17 protein-coding genes are annotated in these 15,996 nt (G+C 65.7%); 10 read left to right on the top strand and 7 right to left on the bottom strand.

All coding sequences use genetic code 11. The features are described 5' to 3' along the window. The first annotated feature begins 22 nt into the window (after nucleotides 1-22). The gene (locus ACX0GZ_RS10925) at nucleotides 23-1,012 is read left to right on the top strand and encodes an NADP-dependent oxidoreductase (protein WP_458816313.1); all 990 of its coding nucleotides are present in this window, start codon (nucleotides 23-25) and stop codon (nucleotides 1,010-1,012) included. A 55-nt stretch (nucleotides 1,013-1,067) separates the two neighbouring features. Beyond that, nucleotides 1,068-2,276, top strand: a complete 1,209-nt coding sequence (locus ACX0GZ_RS10920) for a GGDEF domain-containing protein (protein ID WP_458816311.1) — start codon at nucleotides 1,068-1,070, stop codon at nucleotides 2,274-2,276. Nucleotides 2,277-2,302: 26 nt separating this feature from the next. On the opposite strand, the gene ypfJ is transcribed toward ACX0GZ_RS10920, so the two are convergent. Continuing rightward, nucleotides 2,303-3,187, bottom strand: a complete 885-nt coding sequence (ypfJ, locus tag ACX0GZ_RS10915) for a KPN_02809 family neutral zinc metallopeptidase (RefSeq protein ID WP_458816309.1) — start codon at nucleotides 3,185-3,187, stop codon at nucleotides 2,303-2,305. 121 nt (nucleotides 3,188-3,308) lie between these two features. On the opposite strand from ypfJ, the gene ACX0GZ_RS10910 reads away from it, so the two are divergent. The 4 genes from ACX0GZ_RS10910 (at nucleotide 3,309) to ACX0GZ_RS10895 (ending at nucleotide 7,518) form a co-directional block, all read left to right on the top strand. After that, nucleotides 3,309-4,457, top strand: coding sequence for a patatin-like phospholipase family protein (locus ACX0GZ_RS10910; protein ID WP_458816307.1), 1,149 nt, complete (start codon nucleotides 3,309-3,311; stop codon nucleotides 4,455-4,457). Nucleotides 4,458-4,531: 74 nt separating this feature from the next. Continuing rightward, entirely contained in the window at nucleotides 4,532-5,317 is a 786-nt protein-coding gene (locus tag ACX0GZ_RS10905; protein ID WP_458816305.1) for a 3-hydroxybutyrate dehydrogenase, read from the top strand. A 199-nt stretch (nucleotides 5,318-5,516) separates the two neighbouring features. Then, a complete protein-coding gene (locus ACX0GZ_RS10900) occupies nucleotides 5,517-6,131 on the top strand; it encodes a DUF4893 domain-containing protein (RefSeq protein ID WP_458816303.1) in 615 nt (204 codons plus the stop codon). A gap of 73 nt (nucleotides 6,132-6,204) precedes the next feature. After that, a complete protein-coding gene (locus ACX0GZ_RS10895) occupies nucleotides 6,205-7,518 on the top strand; it encodes an amidohydrolase (protein WP_458816301.1) in 1,314 nt (437 codons plus the stop codon). A 29-nt stretch (nucleotides 7,519-7,547) separates the two neighbouring features. Here the strand turns inward: ACX0GZ_RS10895 and ACX0GZ_RS10890 are convergent, their stop codons facing one another. The 3 genes from ACX0GZ_RS10890 to ACX0GZ_RS10880 all read right to left on the bottom strand — a co-directional run bounded on the left by ACX0GZ_RS10890 (nucleotide 7,548) and on the right by ACX0GZ_RS10880 (nucleotide 9,387). Beyond that, complete coding sequence (locus ACX0GZ_RS10890) at nucleotides 7,548-8,180, bottom strand: hypothetical protein (protein WP_458816299.1); 633 nt, start codon at nucleotides 8,178-8,180, stop codon at nucleotides 7,548-7,550. 88 nt (nucleotides 8,181-8,268) lie between these two features. Beyond that, on the bottom strand, nucleotides 8,269-8,508 hold the full coding sequence (locus ACX0GZ_RS10885; RefSeq protein WP_458816297.1) for a hypothetical protein: 240 nt from the start codon (nucleotides 8,506-8,508) through the stop codon (nucleotides 8,269-8,271). A gap of 132 nt (nucleotides 8,509-8,640) precedes the next feature. Further along, nucleotides 8,641-9,387 carry a Bax inhibitor-1/YccA family protein gene (locus ACX0GZ_RS10880; RefSeq protein WP_458816295.1) on the bottom strand — a complete coding sequence of 249 codons (747 nt, stop codon included), beginning with the start codon at nucleotides 9,385-9,387 and terminating at the stop codon, nucleotides 8,641-8,643. Nucleotides 9,388-9,622: 235 nt separating this feature from the next. On the opposite strand from ACX0GZ_RS10880, the gene thpR reads away from it, so the two are divergent. From thpR to ACX0GZ_RS10865, 3 genes are all read left to right on the top strand, one after another. Continuing rightward, entirely contained in the window at nucleotides 9,623-10,159 is a 537-nt protein-coding gene (gene thpR / locus ACX0GZ_RS10875) for an RNA 2',3'-cyclic phosphodiesterase (RefSeq protein ID WP_458816293.1), read from the top strand. A gap of 286 nt (nucleotides 10,160-10,445) precedes the next feature. Then, on the top strand, nucleotides 10,446-10,769 hold the full coding sequence (locus tag ACX0GZ_RS10870; RefSeq protein ID WP_458816291.1) for a hypothetical protein: 324 nt from the start codon (nucleotides 10,446-10,448) through the stop codon (nucleotides 10,767-10,769). 111 nt (nucleotides 10,770-10,880) lie between these two features. After that, on the top strand, nucleotides 10,881-12,536 hold the full coding sequence (locus ACX0GZ_RS10865) for a cation:proton antiporter domain-containing protein (protein WP_458816289.1): 1,656 nt from the start codon (nucleotides 10,881-10,883) through the stop codon (nucleotides 12,534-12,536). 171 nt (nucleotides 12,537-12,707) lie between these two features. Here ACX0GZ_RS10865 and ACX0GZ_RS10860 read toward each other — a convergent pair whose 3' ends face one another. Then, nucleotides 12,708-13,334, bottom strand: a complete 627-nt coding sequence (locus tag ACX0GZ_RS10860) for a COQ9 family protein (RefSeq protein ID WP_458816689.1) — start codon at nucleotides 13,332-13,334, stop codon at nucleotides 12,708-12,710. Nucleotides 13,335-13,366: 32 nt separating this feature from the next. Beyond that, nucleotides 13,367-14,296, bottom strand: coding sequence for a DMT family transporter (locus ACX0GZ_RS10855; protein ID WP_458816287.1), 930 nt, complete (start codon nucleotides 14,294-14,296; stop codon nucleotides 13,367-13,369). Nucleotides 14,297-14,367: 71 nt separating this feature from the next. Here ACX0GZ_RS10855 and ACX0GZ_RS10850 point away from each other — a divergent pair, with 71 nt between their 5' ends. Further along, nucleotides 14,368-15,453 carry an alkene reductase gene (locus ACX0GZ_RS10850; RefSeq protein WP_458816285.1) on the top strand — a complete coding sequence of 362 codons (1,086 nt, stop codon included), beginning with the start codon at nucleotides 14,368-14,370 and terminating at the stop codon, nucleotides 15,451-15,453. Here the strand turns inward: ACX0GZ_RS10850 and ACX0GZ_RS10845 are convergent. Next, a complete protein-coding gene (locus tag ACX0GZ_RS10845) occupies nucleotides 15,450-15,962 on the bottom strand; it encodes a hypothetical protein (protein WP_458816283.1) in 513 nt (170 codons plus the stop codon). The genes ACX0GZ_RS10850 and ACX0GZ_RS10845 overlap by 4 nt on opposite strands. Nucleotides 15,963-15,996 lie beyond the last annotated feature (34 nt).

Below are 15,996 nucleotides of genomic sequence, written 5' to 3'. Positions count from 1 at the left end.
CCGTCCTAACAGGAGAATGAACATGGCTCGCGCCTGGCATCTGATGCGCCGCCCCGCCGGCACGCCCGTAGCGGAGGACTTCGCGCTCAAGGAAATCGCCCTGCCTCCACTCGAGGATGGCCAGGTGCGCATCGCGAATTCATGGCTCTCGGTCGATCCGTACATGCGCGGCCGCATGAACGACGTGAAAAGCTATGCCGCCCCGTTCGGCCTCGACGAGCCGATGACCGGCGGCGCTGTCGGCGAGGTAGTCGAAAGCAGGGCCGACGGCATCGCCGTCGGCGACAAGGTGCTTCACATGGGCGGCTGGCGCGACGAGGCCGTGCTGTCGGCGAGGGAAGTTCAGAAACTGCCCGCCCTCGGCCTGCCCGATCAGGCGTTTCTCGGCCAGTTCGGGATGCCGGGCATGACCGCCTATTTCGGGCTGCTCGATGTTGCCGAAGCCAAGGAAGGCGAGACGGTGTTCGTTTCCGCCGCGGCAGGCGCGGTCGGGTCGACCGTGGTTCAGATCGCCAAGGCCAAGGGCATGACCGTCCTCGGCTCGGCGGGCGGCGCCGACAAATGCGAGTGGGTCCGGTCGCTGGGCGCGGATCACGTCATCGATTACAAGGCGGAAGGGTCGCTGGTCCGCGCGTTGTCGGGTGCCGCCCCGGATGGCATCGACGTCTATTTCGACAATGTCGGCGGCGATCATCTCGACGCCGCGTTCGCCACCGCGCGCGAAAATGCGCGGTTCGCGATCTGCGGGATGATCGACATCTATAACGACGGCAAGCCGACCAGCCTGCGTTATATCGCGCGGACCATCGCGGCGCGCATCCGCATCCAGGGGTTCCTGGTCAGCGACCATATGTCGAAGGCCAGCGAATTTTATCGCGACATGGCCGCATGGCAGGCCGCGGGCAGATTGCAGCGTCAGGAAACCGTGTTCGAAGGGATCGACGCCGCACCCGATGCGTTTCTGGGCCTGTTCACCGGCGGCAATACCGGAAAAATGCTCGTCAAACTCTGACCGGCTAACACGCTGTTTACTCCTGCCCTCTAAATTTGGAGGGCAGGAGTCAGCATTGCCGAATACCGCCCCTCACGATTTCGAGCGAAACGAAGCGCGCGATCGCAGGCGTCGCCAGTGGATCGGATTCGGTGCGCTGGTGCTGCTGGTGTTGGTGCTGGCGGCGCTTGTTGGATCGACGATGCAGCAGGCACGCCTTCGCAATGCGGCCGAAGCACAGCATGTCGTGACGCAGGACGTGCTGCTGGCCTCCAGCAAATTGCAGTTGTCGATTCACGCCGCCGGGCGGGCGGTGCGCGGCTACATGATTACCGACGATGTTCGCAGTCTGATCCCGTTCATGCGCGAACGAACCGCTGGGCGCGCCCTCGTCGCGGAATTGCAAACGCTCACGCAAGGCAATGCCGAGCGACAGGCCCAGGTCGCCCTGGTGTCGCGCGAACTGGAATCCATGTATGTGATGGGTGACCGCCTTGTCGAAATGCAGCAGGGCGGCGGTCGCGAACAAGCCGTTAATCGGCTGAGGTCAGGCCATACCGAGCACCGCATGGCGGCCTTGCTGGGCCGGATCGATACGCTCGCCCAGGCCGAGATCGACGAGCAGCGTCATCACGCCGAGGCTGCACACGCAGCCGATCGGCGTCAGGAATTGCTGACCTATTCGCTTGCGGGTCTCGCGCTGGTGTTCCTCGGGATCGCCGCGATGATCGGAATGGGCGCGGCGCGCGCGCATGTCCGGGCGGTCAAGCTGTCGTCTCAACTCCATTATCTGGCGACGCACGACGAACTGACCGGGCTGCTCAACCGCCGCAGCTATTTCCAGGCGCTTCAACGCGAGCGCGAAGCCGCGTTCCGTACCGGGTCGCCGTTGTCGGTGGCGATCGTCGATGTCGATTTCTTCAAACGCATCAACGACACGCATGGGCATCGCGCAGGCGACATCGTGCTTGGCCATGTCGCGGCCGCACTGACCGCCAGCACCCGACTTGGCGATCGGGTCGCGCGCATCGGTGGCGAAGAATTTGCCGTGCTGATGCCGCGAACCGACATCGCCGCCGCCCGCACACTTTGCGAACGCCTGCGTCGCATGATCGACAAGGCGGCAGTTCCCCTGCCCTCAGGCGTTGAGGTGTCGCTGACGGTCAGCACCGGCATCGCCTTGCTCGAAGGTGACGAAGATCGAGACAGCCTGATGGGCCGCGCCGATCATGCGCTTTATGCGGCGAAATCGGGAGGCCGCAATCAGGTGCGACTGGCGGCCTGACGTCCCAATTCCATCCCTCGGCAGCCTTAGCCGAACGTATTGCACACCGCCGGATCGCCGCCGCTTTCCAGCCCGCGCCGCAACCACGTCATGCGTTGTTCGGACGTGCCGTGGGTGAAGCTGTCGGGGACCACCGTGCCCTGCGATTGCCGCTGCAGCGTGTCGTCGCCGATTGCGTTCGCGGCGGTCATTCCTTCCTCGATATCGCCGGGTTCCAGCCGCTCACGATTGCGCGCCGCCCAGACGCCCGCATAGCAATCCGCCTGGAGTTCGAGCTGGACCGACAGCTGATTGCCCTCGGTCCGCGAGGCGCGCGCCTGAAGCTGCCTGACCTGATCCATCTGGCCGGTCAGATTCTGGACATGGTGGCCGACTTCGTGTGCGATCACATAGGCCTCGGCGAAATCGCCCGCCGCGCCGAAGCGGTTGGCGAGTTCGTCGAAGAAGGTGGAATCGAGATAGATGCCGGTATCGCTAGGGCAATAGAACGGCCCCATCGCCGATTGCGCCGCGCCGCAGCCCGATTGCGCACCGCCCTGAAAGAAATTCAGGCTGGCCGATTGATAGCGCCTCCCCTGTTCCTGAAAAATCTGCGCCCAGGTCGTCTCGGCCAGCGCGTGCGCCGCGCACGCCGTCCGGCGCGCCTCGATCGAACAGACCTGTTGCGGCGTCTGGCCCGCAGTCTGGCCCGGTTGCACGCTGCTGGTCGGCCCCAGCAACCCGCCCCCGCCCGACAGGAACAGATAGGCCGCACCGACGATCAGCAGCAGCGCGATCCCGCCGCATCCCATCCGCCGCCCGAGCAGCATCGGCAGCAGCCCGAGCAGCATGCCGGCACTGCCGCCACCCCCACCGCCGCCGCGTCCCAGATCGCGGACATTGTCGCTGGGGCCGATATCGTCGAGGCGCATGAGGATCAGCCCTTGCTGGTTTCGTTACGCGGTCAGAATGCGCCGCGCGGCCAAGGGTTGCAATCACCATGGTCCAAACGGGCGGTTGATGCACTGCACCAAAAGGTCCATCTGTGAGCGCATGGCCGATGCCGAACCGATCCGACGCCGCAAGCGCAGCCGCTGCCAGGCACTGCCCCTGCCCGATTGCGTGGCGCTGGTGTTGCAGGGCGGTGGCGCTCTCGGCAGCTATCAGGCGGGCGTGATCGAGGCGCTGGAGGCGCACGGCGTCGAGATCGACTGGGTCGCAGGCATCTCGATCGGCGCGGTCAACGCCGCCATCGTCGCGGGCAATCCGCCCGAACGCCGGGTCGATGCATTGCGCGAATTCTGGAGCCTGTCGGCGAGCATCTTGCCCGATCTGCCGCTGCCCGACAGCGATATCTTTCGCGAATGGGCGCATGAAATGTCGGCCGCGATGGTGCTGGCAACCGGCGTCCCCGGCTTTTTCCGCCCGCGTCCGATGCCGCCGCAATGGGCGGTGCCGGGAAGCGAAGGCGCGCTCAGCTATTACGACACCGAACCCTTGCGCGAAACGCTCGACCGGCTGGTGGACTGGGATTTGCTCAACCGCGGCGAGGTCCGGCTTTCGGTGGGGGCCGTCGAGATTGAAAGCGGCAATTTCCGCTATTTCGATACGACGCACGACCGCATCGACGCCCGCCACATCATGGCATCGGGCGCGCTGCCCCCCGGCCTGCCCCCGGTGGAGATCGACGGCAAGCTCTATTGGGACGGCGGCCTCGTCTCCAACACCCCGCTGATCCACGTCCTCGACCATCAGGATCAGGCGATGCTGGTGTTTCAGTGCGACCTGTTCTCCGCCAAGGCAGAGCGTCCGCGCACCTTGTCCGACGTGATGGGACGGCTGACCGAAATCCGCTATTCCAGCCGAACCCGCCAAGTGACCAGCGAACGCGTGCAGTTGCGTCAGGAACGCGAGGAAATCCGACGCGTCCTGGCCAAGCTGCCCAAGCAGTTGTGCGATGATCCCGATATCAAAGCGCTGGCCGCGCGCGCCGACGAGCTGCCGGTGAACATCGTCCACCTGATTCACCGCCCGCGCAGCTGGGAGGGCGCCAATCGCGACTTCGAATTCTCGCAGCGCACGGTGCGCGAACTCTGGCAATCGGGGCACGTCGACGTGACCGAGACGATCGCCAATTCGGCGGTGCTGGCGAAAAACATTGCGGACGGCAAGACCGCCGCGTTCGATCTCACCCGCAAATGATCTCCCCCTCTCCCACACCGTTCGTTTCGAGCGAATACGGGAAACGAACGGGTTTCTGTTTGAAAGGTTGTTGAATGTTCCTCAAAGGCAAGACCGCGCTCATCACCGGCTCCACCTCGGGCATCGGCCTCGCTTACGCCAAGGCGTTCGCCGCCGAGGGCGCGAACGTGATGATCAACGGCTTCGGCGACGCGGACGCGATCGAGACGGAACGCGTCGCTCTTGAGGCCACCAGCGGCGGCAAGGCGCTCTACGACGGCGCCGACATGACCAAGCCCGATCAGATCGCGGCGATGGTCGAACGCTGCCACGCCGAACTCGGCGGCCCCGATATTCTCGTCAACAATGCCGGCATCCAGCATGTCGCGTGCATCGAGGAATTTCCGGTCGAGAAATTCGACGCGATCATCGCGATCAACCTTTCCTCCGCCTGGCACGCGATCCGTGCCGCCGTCCCGCACATGAAGGCCGCGGGCTGGGGCCGGATCATTTCCACCGCGTCGGCCCACAGCTTGGTCGCGAGCCCCAACAAATCGGCCTATGTCATGGCGAAGCACGGCATCCTCGGGCTGACCAAGACGATCGCGCTCGAAGTCGCGACGCATGGCGTGACCGTCAATGCGATCTCGCCGGGCTATGTCTGGACGCCGCTCGTCGAAAACCAGATCCCTGATACCATGAAAGCGCGTGGGCTGACCCGCGATCAGGTGATGAACGATGTGCTGTTGTCCGCGCAGCCGACCAAGGAATTCGTCCTGCCCGAACAGGTCGCGGCGATGGCACTGTTCCTGTGCGGCGATGCGGCAAAGGCGATCACCGGCGCGAACATGGTCGTGGATGGCGGTTGGACCGCGGCTTGACGGCTACCGCCGCAGCCCTTCCACCGTTTGTTTCGAGCGAAGTCGAGAAACGCGACACCAGCGCTTGACCCACGTTTCTCGGCTTCGCTCGAAACGAACGGATGGGGGGGGTGGTAACGCCCCGCCCCCCATTGCCTAATCCCCCACGCGCGCTAGGCTCGTGAACGGGGACAGGTGAGGTCGCGTAATGATGAAGGCAATGGCTTGTATCGCGGCCGTCGCTGCGCTGTGCGGTTGTTCGCAAGGGCAGCGGATCGCTGCCGGGCCGGTCGCCGCGCCCTCGGCCGCCGACTGGCGCAGCATGGCCACCCCGGCAGACCGCGCGCGGTTGCGCGGATGGCGCGATGCGTGGATGTCGGCGCTCCCCGCCGCGACCGCTGCCGAGGGTGCAAAGGTCCGTGCGCAGGGCGCGTTGTTCAACCCCGATTTCGCGCTCGCGGGATCCATGCCGCCTGCGGGCGACTATCGCTGCCGCGTGTTCAAGCTCGGCGCGAAATCGAGCGGACTGCTCGATTATGTCGAATATCCCTATTTCGCCTGCCGCATCGACGATGAAGGTGAGGTCCGCAGCTTCTACAAACAGACCGGCAGCCAGCGTCCGGTCGGCCTGCTGTTTACCGATAGCGACGCGCGCGCGATCTTTCTCGGCACGCTGCTGCTCGGCGACGAGCGCGCGCCGCTGCAATATGGTCAGGACGCGCAGCGCGACATGATCGGTTATGTCCAGCGGGTGGGCGACCGGCGATGGCGGCTGGTGCTGCCGAGCCCGGCGTTCGAATCGCAACTGGATGTGATCGAACTGATTCCGGCCTGATCCTCCCCGTGCCGGGGAGGATTTACTTTGCCGTCTCCCCGCGCGACACTTCCTCCACACAAAGGGGATCATCATGAACTTCGCCGCGCTTACGCTCGCCTCGATCCTGGCGCTCTCGGCGCCCGCCTCCGCCGACCCGGTGCGCGACGCGGTGACCAAGGCGATGCCGCAACTGATGGAACATTACCGCGACTTTCACGCCAATCCCGAACTCTCGGGCAAGGAAGTGAAGACCGCTGCCAAGCTCGCCGCCGCCGCGCGCAAGGCCGGGTACAAGGTCACCGAAAAGGTCGGCGGCACCGGCGTTGTCGCGGTGCTGGAAAACGGCCCCGGCCCGGTGGTGCTGATCCGCGCCGATATGGACGGCCTGCCCGTGACCGAAGCGACCGGCCTGCCCTTCGCCTCCAAGGTGCGTGCGACCACGCCCGAGGGCGTCGAGACCGGCGTGATGCACGCCTGCGGCCATGACACGCACATGGCGAGCTGGATCGGCACGCTCAACAACCTTGCCGCGATGAAGGATCAATGGTCGGGCACCGTCGTCATGATCGGCCAGCCCGCCGAGGAAATCGGCCAGGGCGCGCGCGACATGCTCGCCGACGGACTTTACACGCGCTTCCCCAAACCTGCGCATGCGCTGGCGTTTCACGACAGTGCGGGGTTGCCCGCCGGGGTGATCGGCCTGCGATCGGGCTATGTGCTGGCGAACGTCGATTCGGTCGACATCAACGTGAAGGGCGTCGGCGGGCACGGTGCCTATCCGCATACCACGAAAGACCCGATCGTGCTCGGCGCGCGGATCGTCGGCTCGCTCCAGACTTTGGTGTCGCGGGAACTCGATCCCCAGGATCCGGCGGTCGTCACCGTGGGGTCGTTCCAGGCGGGCAGCAAGCACAACATCATCGGCGACGACGCGAAACTGCTGCTGACCGTGCGCAGCTATTCGGAGGAAACGCGCAAGAAGCTGCTCGACGGCATCGCCCGAATCGCGCGTGGCGAGGCGATCGCGGCTGGCATACCCGAAGACCGAATGCCAGAGGTCGAGGTGAAGGACGAATTTACCCCCGCCACCTTCAACACCGATCCCCAAACCGAGCGTTTCCGGGCATTGTGGACCAGCCGCTTCGGCAAGGAGCGCGTGCAGGAAGTCCCCGCCGTGATGGGCGGCGAGGATTTCGGACGCTTCTACCTCGCCGACAAGTCGATTCAATCGACCATCTTCTGGGTCGGCGGCGTGCCGCAGGCGCAATGGGACGAAGCCCAGGCCGGCAAGCGTTCGCTGCCCTCGCTGCACAATGCGGGCTGGGCGCCGGATGCGGAAAAGGTGATCGCGACCGCGACCGAGGCGATGACGTCGGCGGCGCTGGATCTGCTGAAAAAGGGGTGATCCTGCCCCACCCCCGAAGGGTTGGAAGTTTACCGCGCCGGCGCCAGCGCTGCCCCCACACCCGCCGGAACCGGCGTCGCGCCCAGTGGCGGCAGTCCGGCGAGATATTCCCGCGCGCCCTGTTCGATCACCGCGACCCGCCCGCCATTCATCGCCGCGACCGACTGGGTAAAGCTGCGCGGCTTCTTCATGAGTTTGCGGTCCTCGACCACCTCCAGACCGGTGCGTCGCATCGCCTCCGCGATGAAATGCACGCAGTTGCGACGATTGAGGTTGTAGTCGCCATTGCCCAGCTTGTCGTCCCACTCGCGGACGAGCGCGAGGAGCGCGTTATACTGGGCATCGCTGATCGTCAGCGAGAAATGCGCGTTCGATTTCTGGACATAGGACGGCGTGGGTCGGTCGATCCGCCCCGCCACCGTGCCCCACAGGATCGCGGGCGTAATCGCCTTCGCCGTAAAGCCGAAATAGGCGTCCACCGGCTCGCCGCCCGCCTCGGGCACGCCGCGCACCTGGAAAAAGGCGTGCGGGAAATTCTGGCCGAATTCCTGCGACCAGAAAGTCACCGTCACCTGCGCGCTGGCAGGGAGCGCGGCGAACACGCCGCTGGCGATGAGCAGCGAAAGGCAGAAACGGCGGACGATACGCGACAGGTCGGTCATGGGTGGGCAAGATACGCAAAAGGGGCCGGAGCGCAACGCCCCGGCCCCTCTCAGCAAAACATACCAGGCTAGATAACAGCGTCGGGTGTCAGGCGTCCTGCTGACGTCCCGCTTCCAGGGCCTTTTCCGCTTCCTCGTCATAGCCGGAGGATTTGGCGGGGCTTTGATTGTGGACCGGCTGGGTGCCCGAGGGCGGATCCGACGCATCCATCGATTCGTCGAGCGCGCGGTCGAGCCGAGCCTGCTTGCTTTCGGGGTTCTTTTCCAACCGCTGCGAGATCGATTCGTCCGATCCCGCGTCGCCCTTGTTGCTCTTGTCGTCGGTCATTCATCATCTCCTTACGCGAGTGAAACAACGTGCCGGAGGCAAAGCGGTTGCGCGGGAATCGACCGACGGACACGAAAAAAGGCCCGGCGGTTTCCCGCCGAGCCCTTCGTTCAACCAACTGTTTTACCAGCCTTATTCGCGGCTGCCGAGGAACGACAGCAGGAACTGGAACATGTTGACGAAGTCGAGATAGAGCGACAGTGCGCCCATGATCACGGCCTTGCCCATCATGTCGGTGCCCGCAACCTGATCGTACATCAGCTTGATGCGCTGGGTGTCGTAGGCGGTAAGCCCTGCGAACAGCAGCACGCCGATCGCGCTGATTACCAGGCTCATCGTGCCCGACTGGAACCACAGGTTCAGCAGCATCGCGACGATCAGGCCGACCAGACCCATGATCAGGAAGGTTCCGAACGCCTGAAGATTGCGCTTGGTGGTGTAGCCATAGATCGACAGCGACAAGAACGCGACGGCGGTCGCGAAGAAGGTGATCGCGATCGACGAGCCGGTATAGACCAGGAAGATCGTCGACATCGACAGGCCCATCACGCCCGCAAACGCCCAGAAGACCAGCTGCGCAGCACCCGTCGACAGACGATTGATGCCGAAGCTCAGCACCAGGATGAAGGCCAGCGGCGACAGCATGATCGCGTATTTCAGGATGCCCGGCGCCATGAATACGGCGGCGGCGGGCGATTCGGCGCCGCCCCACGAAAACAGCAGCGCGACGATGCCGGTCAGCAGGACGCCCGACGCCATATAGTTGTAAACCGAAAGCATATAGGACCGCAGCCCCGCATCGTGCGCGGCGGTGCGCGCACCTGCGCCCGTCGTCGCATAAGGCGCGGCGGCCGTCCGGGGATCAGACCAATTAGCCATTGAAAACTCCTTTGCCCGGCCAACTCAACGACCGGATGTGACTGAATATCGTCGGAGCGCGGCGGTTTTTCAAGCGAAACCGGTTCGCAACCGCTTTGAGACGGTGTTGAGTATGATCGCCGATCCGCCATTGCGAGCGCAGCGCAGCATTCCAGAGCCACAGGCAACGCTGGATTGCTGCGCTACGCTTGCAAAGACGATGTTCCGAGGCTCCGTCCCGCGCTAGGCTGGCCCCATGCACCGCCTGTTCGTCGGCATCCGCCCGCCCGCCTCTGTTCGCGCGCCGCTTCTCGGCACGATGTCGGGAGTGGAAGGGGTGCGCTGGCAGGACGACGAACAACTCCACATCACGCTGCGCTATATCGGCGACGTCGAACGGCCCGTGGCGGAGGATATCGCCGCAATGCTGGGGCAGGTGCGCGGGGCGTCGTTCGATCTGTCGATCGACGGCGTCGGACGGTTCGATCGCGGCAGCCGCCATCCCACCGCCTTATGGGCAGGCGTGCGCCCGCACGACGCGATTCGCGACCTCCACCAGAAAATCGATCGCGCGATCGTGCGCGTCGGGCTGGAGCCGGAGCGCCGCGCCTACCTCCCCCACATTACCCTGGCCCGAACCGGCGGTCGCGGCGCCGTAGTCGAACCCTGGCTGGCCACGCATGCCGGGTTGGTGAGTGAGGCGTTCGAAGTCGCTCATTTTCTGTTGTTCGAAAGCCATTTGGGCCGCGAAGGCGCGCGATACGAGGCGATTGCGCGCTATGCGCTGGATTGAGCAGTAACGACCGTCGCTCAGCCATTCACCGCCGGACACTGTGGTTTCAGGACTGGGATATCTAGGGCTGGAAAGCGACCCAAAGCGTCATTCCCGCGAAGGCGGGAATCCATAACCCATGTCAGTGCGTATGGATTCCCGCCTTCGCGGGAATGACGAAAGGGTAGGTCAGTCGACCCTCGCCCCCGCCAACAAATCACCCGATCCCCAACCACCGGGGATGACAACCAACCCGCCCATGCATTAGATTTGCATCATGACCGGCGCGTCGTCCCTGGCCCTTCTCATGCGGTTGATCGCGGCATTGATGCTCGCGACGATCGGCGTGCATGCCGCAGCGCCCGCGTCGCAACCGCTGGAACGCGGGCATGGATCGGCATTCAGCGCCGCCACCTATAATGTCTCGCTCAAAAGCGACCGCCAGACCGACGCGCTTGAAACGCTCGCCATCGAGCCCGTCGGCAACGGCGTAGCCGATGCCCTGATCCCCCAGCCCGCCGCCCGCGCGGACGACCGGCATCCCCGCCCCGCCTATGGGGCGCTGGTGCCGCCGCCCGCACCCGACCTGATCCGTCCGTCGCCCCGAGGACCGCCGAGCCCCCGCCGCTGATCGTCGCCCTACGCCCGAATCGCGCAGGGTTGCCTCCAATCAGTTCACGGGTTCGTTCATGGTCCTCCTCGCTTCCCACCCTAACAGGCCCCTTGGCGGAGGGCGCGCCTGATGCCGCATCATACGCCGCTGATCGGGACGGTCGTTGCAGGGCTGGTCATCGCCTTCTTCATGGGGGCGCTCGCGCATCGCCTCAGGATTTCGCCGATCGCGGGTTATCTGCTTGCCGGCGTGATGGTCGGGCCGTTCACGCCGGGCTTCGTCGCCGACGCCAGTCTGGCGGGCGAACTGGCTGAGATCGGCGTCATCCTGCTGATGTTCGGGGTGGGGCTGCATTTCTCGCTGAAGGATTTGCTGTCGGTCAAGAATATCGCGCTGCCCGGCGCGGTGATCCAGATCGCGGTGGCCACCGCATTGGGCGCGGGGCTGGGCTGGGTGATGGGCTGGACGATGCTCGCCAGCATCATCTTCGGCCTCGCGCTCTCGGTCGCATCGACCGTCGTGCTGCTCCGCGCATTGCAGGCGCGCGACCTGGTCCAGACCGAACGCGGGCGGATCGCGGTCGGCTGGCTGATCGTCGAGGATCTGGCGATGGTCCTCGCCCTCGTCCTGCTGCCCGCGATCGTCGCCATTCAGAACAACCCGGACGGGTCGGGCGGCGCCGACATCGCGCGCTCGGCGGGCGCGGTCGCGCTGAAGGTCACCGGGTTCTTCGTCCTGATGCTGGTGTTCGCGCGCCGTATCCTGCCCAGCGCCTTGCACTGGGTGGTCCACACCGGGTCGCGCGAGTTGTTCCGGCTCGCGGTGCTCGCCATCGCGCTGGGCGTCGCATTCGGCGCGGCGTTCGTGTTCGACGTGTCGTTTGCGCTGGGGGCGTTCTTCGCGGGCATGATCCTGGGCGAGACCCAGCTCAGCCGCCGCGCGGCGGAGGAAACGCTGCCGCTTCGCGACGCGTTTGCGGTGCTGTTCTTCGTCTCCGTCGGCATGTTGTTCGACCCCAGCGTGCTGGTCGAACAGCCGCTACCGCTGCTCGCCACCGTCGCGATCATCGTCATCGGCAAATCGATCGCCGCTTTTGCGCTGGTTCGCGCGTTCGGTCACCCGACCCAGACGGCGCTGACCGTCTCCGCCAGCCTGGCGCAGATCGGGGAATTCTCGTTCATTCTGGCAGGGCTGGGCGTGGCGCTGGGGGCGCTGCCGGCCGAGGCGCGCGACCTGATCCTGGCGGGCGCGATCCTGTCGATCCTCGCCAACCCGTTCCTGTTCACGCTGGTCGTCAAGCGTGGGCGGTCGATCGCCAAGGTCGTCGGCGGACAGGAGCCGGACGTCCCTCCGCCGCCGCCGTCGCGCACCGTGCTGGTCGGCTATGGCCGCGTCGGCCAGCTGATCGCGACGCGGGTGCGCGACCGGGGCGAAGGCCTGCTTATCGTCGAGGATCAGCCGGACATCGCGCGATTGGCGCAGGAAGCGGGATTCGCGGTGGTGATGGGTGACGCGACCAGCGCGACGGTGCTCGAACAGGCGCAGATCGACACCGCATCGACGCTGCTAATCGCCATCCCCGAAGGCATCGAAGGCGGCGCGATCGCCGCCCGCGCCCGCGACATGAACCCCGCGCTGCGCATCATCGCCCGCGCGCATTCGGACGAGGAGGTGCTCAACCTCGAACGGCGCGGCGCCGACCTGGTGGTGATGGGCGAACGCGAAACCGCGCTCAAAATGGCGGCGCTGGCGGCCGAAAAGGTCGCGACGAAGGCACCCGCATAACGAGCCACGCTGGCGAGCGTCCGCCGGGGCGGTTTGGCATCATCGTCGCGGTCGCCGGACTAGGCGTGGGGTTGTAGGGATCAAAGGCCGCGTTTCGACATCGTGTCGGGCGCCTGCTCCACGCATCACCCGGACGTCTTCCGGGGTGACGGTTAATACCGAAGCGCCCCCTCAAACCGCTGGATAGCGCAACCGCCCGATGAAGCGCGACAGGCTGGGCCGGTGCTTTCCGCGGCCCAGCAATTGCGCCTTGGTCTTTTCGAAGCGCATGATCCCGTCGATCCGACGCGCCAGGAACGCACGGGTGTCGGCCAGGCCTTCGCTGTCGTCGTCGAGCATCACGGTCACGGTCGCGCCGTACACCGAGCCCAGGATCGCGCGCTTGGTATAATGGTTGTAATCGGTCGCGGTATCGCCCGCCAGCCGCCACATATGATCCGCCGCGCGCCAGCCGAGCCGCGCGCCTTTGGCAACATTCTGCGGCATGGCGAGGATCGCAAGCGCGCGGCGCAGCGCTTCGCGGTGCGGGGCGACAGTGTCGAGCCGTGCCTCGACCAGCGCGGTGATCCGCTCGCGGATTTTCAGGGGTTGAAGGGCTTCGGGCGGCAGCTTCGCTTCGACGGCCAGATCGACGCTGTGGAACCAGGCATCGATCATCTCCACCGCGCCACCGGGAAAGGCCGCGCGCGCAATGTCGGGATCGACGCCCAATTGCGTCGCGGTCGCCTCCAGCGCCGCCCTGTTCCAGCCATCGAATGCGGCGTTCGCGGGGAGTTCGGATGCGATCGCCGAGCGCACCTCGTCCAGCGTCGGATCGTCGGGAAGGGCAGTCACGATATCGTCTCCTTCTGCCCCGACTTAATGTCTTGGGCGTCGGTGGCAAGTTCCACCGGACTAGATCGCTGGCTCCGCACCAACACGAGTGCAGCCGCGACCAATGCCGCGCCGATGAAATCGAGCGTGCCCAGCCGCTCGTCATAGACGATCCACCCGACGGTCCCGGCCACGATCGGCTGGGTCAACAGCGCCAGGCCGAGCAGCAGCGGGGTGACATGCCCCAGCGCATAGATCATCAACCCCTGGCCCAGCACCTGGCTGGCGAGCGCAAGGCCGACCAGCACCGTCCAGTTCCCCCCGAACAGCGATTCGCCCATCGCGAACACCAGCACCAGCAGCGGCAGGATCGACGCGACCGACGACACCGCGAGCGTCGACAGCGGCGCCATTTTCTCGCGAGCGCGGGCCATGAAGATGAAATAGACGGCATACAGCACACCCGCGAGCAGGCAGAGCAGGTCGCCGATCAGATTGGCGCGCGACAGTTCGGCCGATCGCCCCATCAGCATCGCCGCGCCGATCGCCGCCAGCAGCAACGCCGCCGCCTGTGGCCGGTTGGGCCACATCCGCGCGGCGATGAAGCCGTAGATCGGATAGATCAGCGTCGCCGAATTGCCGAACAGGGTGGCGTTGGCCAGGCTGGTATAGTGGATGCCGACATGCCAGCTCGCCAGATCGGCGGCGAAGGCGACACCTGCAATCAGCAGCACCGGCCACAATCCGCGCGCATCGCGCACCGGGCGCTCGCCCATCATATAGGCCAGCGCGATCAGGATCGGCGCGGCGAGCGTGATCCGCCAGAACCCTGCCGCCACCGGCCCGATTTCGGCTGCGCGGACGAACCAGGGGCCGAACGCGAGCGCGACATTGCCCACCAGCAGCGCGGCCAGCGCGGTTGGCGCAGGATTAGTTTTTCTTTGCAACGCGCTTTGATGCATATCGCCCCATAGCGCCCTATCTCCCGTCCTTCGCAATGCTAAAATTTGGAGGCACGATGCCCAGCCTGTTCGACCCGATCCAGCTTGGCGCGATCGCCGCGCCCAACCGCATCCTGATGGCGCCACTGACGCGCGGCCGTTCGGGACGCGACGGCGTGCCGGACGCGCTGGTCGCCGAATATTATACCCAACGGGCAGGCGCGGGGCTCATCATCTCGGAGGCTACCGGCATCAGCCGAGAAGGGCTGGGCTGGCCGAACGCGCCGGGATTGTGGACCGACGCGCAGGTCGAAGGCTGGAAGCGCGTGACCGAAAGCGTTCACGCGGCGGGCGGGCGGATCGTCGCGCAGCTGTGGCATATGGGCCGCGTCGTCCATTCGTCGCTGGGCGGTGGTCAGCCGGTTTCGTCCTCGGCGACCACGGCCCCTGGCCAGGCACACACCTATGAGGGCAAGCAGGACTATGAGGAGGCCCGCCCCCTCGGCCTCGACGAGATTTCGCGGGTGCTCGACGATTATGCGCTGGCGGCGGAAAATGCCAAGCGCGCCGGGTTCGACGGGGTGCAGTTGCACGCCGCCAATGGCTATCTGATCGACCAGTTTCTGCGCGACAACGCCAATTTCCGCGACGATGAGTATGGCGGCAGCCCCGAAAACCGCATCCGCCTGCTGGTTCAGGCGACCGAGCGGCTGGCCAGCGTCTGGGGTGCCGATCGCGTGTCGGTGCGCCTGTCGCCCAACGGCAATTCGCAAGGGGTGAAGGACAGCGATCCCGAAAGCGTCTTCGTCCCCGCCGCCGCCGAGTTGGAACGCATCGGCGTCGGCTTCCTCGAACTGCGCGAACCCGGTCCCGACGGCACCTTCGGCAAGTCGACCCAGCCCAAGCAATCGCCCGCGATCCGCAAGGTGTTCAACCGCCCGCTGGTGCTCAACAGCGATTACAATCTCGAACGCGCGCAGGCCGATCTAGACTCCGGACTGGCGGACGCGATCAGCTTCGGGCGGCCGTTCCTGGCCAATCCCGACCTGCCGGTGCGGCTGGAACGCGGCGCGCCGCTCAACCCCGACGATATGGCGACGTGGTACAGCGCCGGGCCGGAAGGCTATGTCGACTATCCCACGCTTGAGGATGCGACCGCCTAACGCGGTTCGGTCGTGCCCAGTCCGTCGATCCAGCGCGTGATCCGCGCGCGGATCGACGTGCGGGTCTTGCCGCTGAGCAAGCCGAGCCCGGCAAGCAGGATCAGTGGCGACGCGAAGATGGAGGCGGCGGCCCCGGCGCCCAGTCCGCCCAACAGCGTGAGCAGCGCGATGTTCAGCTGCTCGCGTCCCGCCGCTGACAGCTTCACCCGGCGTGGCCCCTTTTCGTCGAACCAGCGATGCGTATCGAAATATTCGGCCTCACCGCTCGGTGCCTTGCGCACCAGCGCATCGCCCATGCTGCCGCCCGCCTGCGCCAGCAAACCCATGCCGGAGCGATCGTCGGACACGGGTGCGCGACTTGGCTCGACCGTCCTGGGGATCGCCGGGTTCAGCGCATCGCCGGGTGGCACGCTTTCGATGCGGACCTCGGCCACGTCCGCATCCGGGCGCGTGTCGATCACCACCAACTGGCGACCCCGTTCGACGATGCGGTAGCGGGAAGGCGGCATGTCCATCGCGGATCAGGCTAGCGTGGAGGCGCGC

The sequence above is a fragment of the Sphingomonas aestuarii genome (assembly GCF_054457155.1).
This window is presented reverse-complemented; position numbering and strand designations above follow the sequence as displayed.

Bases quoted from the DNA above. Each gene is read 5' to 3' on its own strand.
- ACX0GZ_RS10925 (WP_458816313.1), top strand. From the start codon at position 23: ATGGCTCGCGCCTGGCATCTGATGCGCCGCCCCGCCGGCACGCCCGTA.
- ypfJ (WP_458816309.1), bottom strand. From the start codon at position 3,187: ATGCGCCTCGACGATATCGGCCCCAGCGACAATGTCCGCGATCTGGGA.
- ACX0GZ_RS10910 (WP_458816307.1), top strand. From the start codon at position 3,309: ATGGCCGATGCCGAACCGATCCGACGCCGCAAGCGCAGCCGCTGCCAG.
- ACX0GZ_RS10905 (WP_458816305.1), top strand. From the start codon at position 4,532: ATGTTCCTCAAAGGCAAGACCGCGCTCATCACCGGCTCCACCTCGGGC.
- ACX0GZ_RS10900 (WP_458816303.1), top strand. From the start codon at position 5,517: ATGGCTTGTATCGCGGCCGTCGCTGCGCTGTGCGGTTGTTCGCAAGGG.
- ACX0GZ_RS10895 (WP_458816301.1), top strand. From the start codon at position 6,205: ATGAACTTCGCCGCGCTTACGCTCGCCTCGATCCTGGCGCTCTCGGCG.
- ACX0GZ_RS10890 (WP_458816299.1), bottom strand. From the start codon at position 8,180: ATGACCGACCTGTCGCGTATCGTCCGCCGTTTCTGCCTTTCGCTGCTC.
- ACX0GZ_RS10885 (WP_458816297.1), bottom strand. From the start codon at position 8,508: ATGACCGACGACAAGAGCAACAAGGGCGACGCGGGATCGGACGAATCG.
- ACX0GZ_RS10880 (WP_458816295.1), bottom strand. From the start codon at position 9,387: ATGGCTAATTGGTCTGATCCCCGGACGGCCGCCGCGCCTTATGCGACG.
- thpR (WP_458816293.1), top strand. From the start codon at position 9,623: ATGCACCGCCTGTTCGTCGGCATCCGCCCGCCCGCCTCTGTTCGCGCG.
- ACX0GZ_RS10870 (WP_458816291.1), top strand. From the start codon at position 10,446: ATGCGGTTGATCGCGGCATTGATGCTCGCGACGATCGGCGTGCATGCC.
- ACX0GZ_RS10865 (WP_458816289.1), top strand. From the start codon at position 10,881: ATGCCGCATCATACGCCGCTGATCGGGACGGTCGTTGCAGGGCTGGTC.
- ACX0GZ_RS10850 (WP_458816285.1), top strand. From the start codon at position 14,368: ATGCCCAGCCTGTTCGACCCGATCCAGCTTGGCGCGATCGCCGCGCCC.
- ACX0GZ_RS10845 (WP_458816283.1), bottom strand. From the start codon at position 15,962: ATGCCGCCTTCCCGCTACCGCATCGTCGAACGGGGTCGCCAGTTGGTG.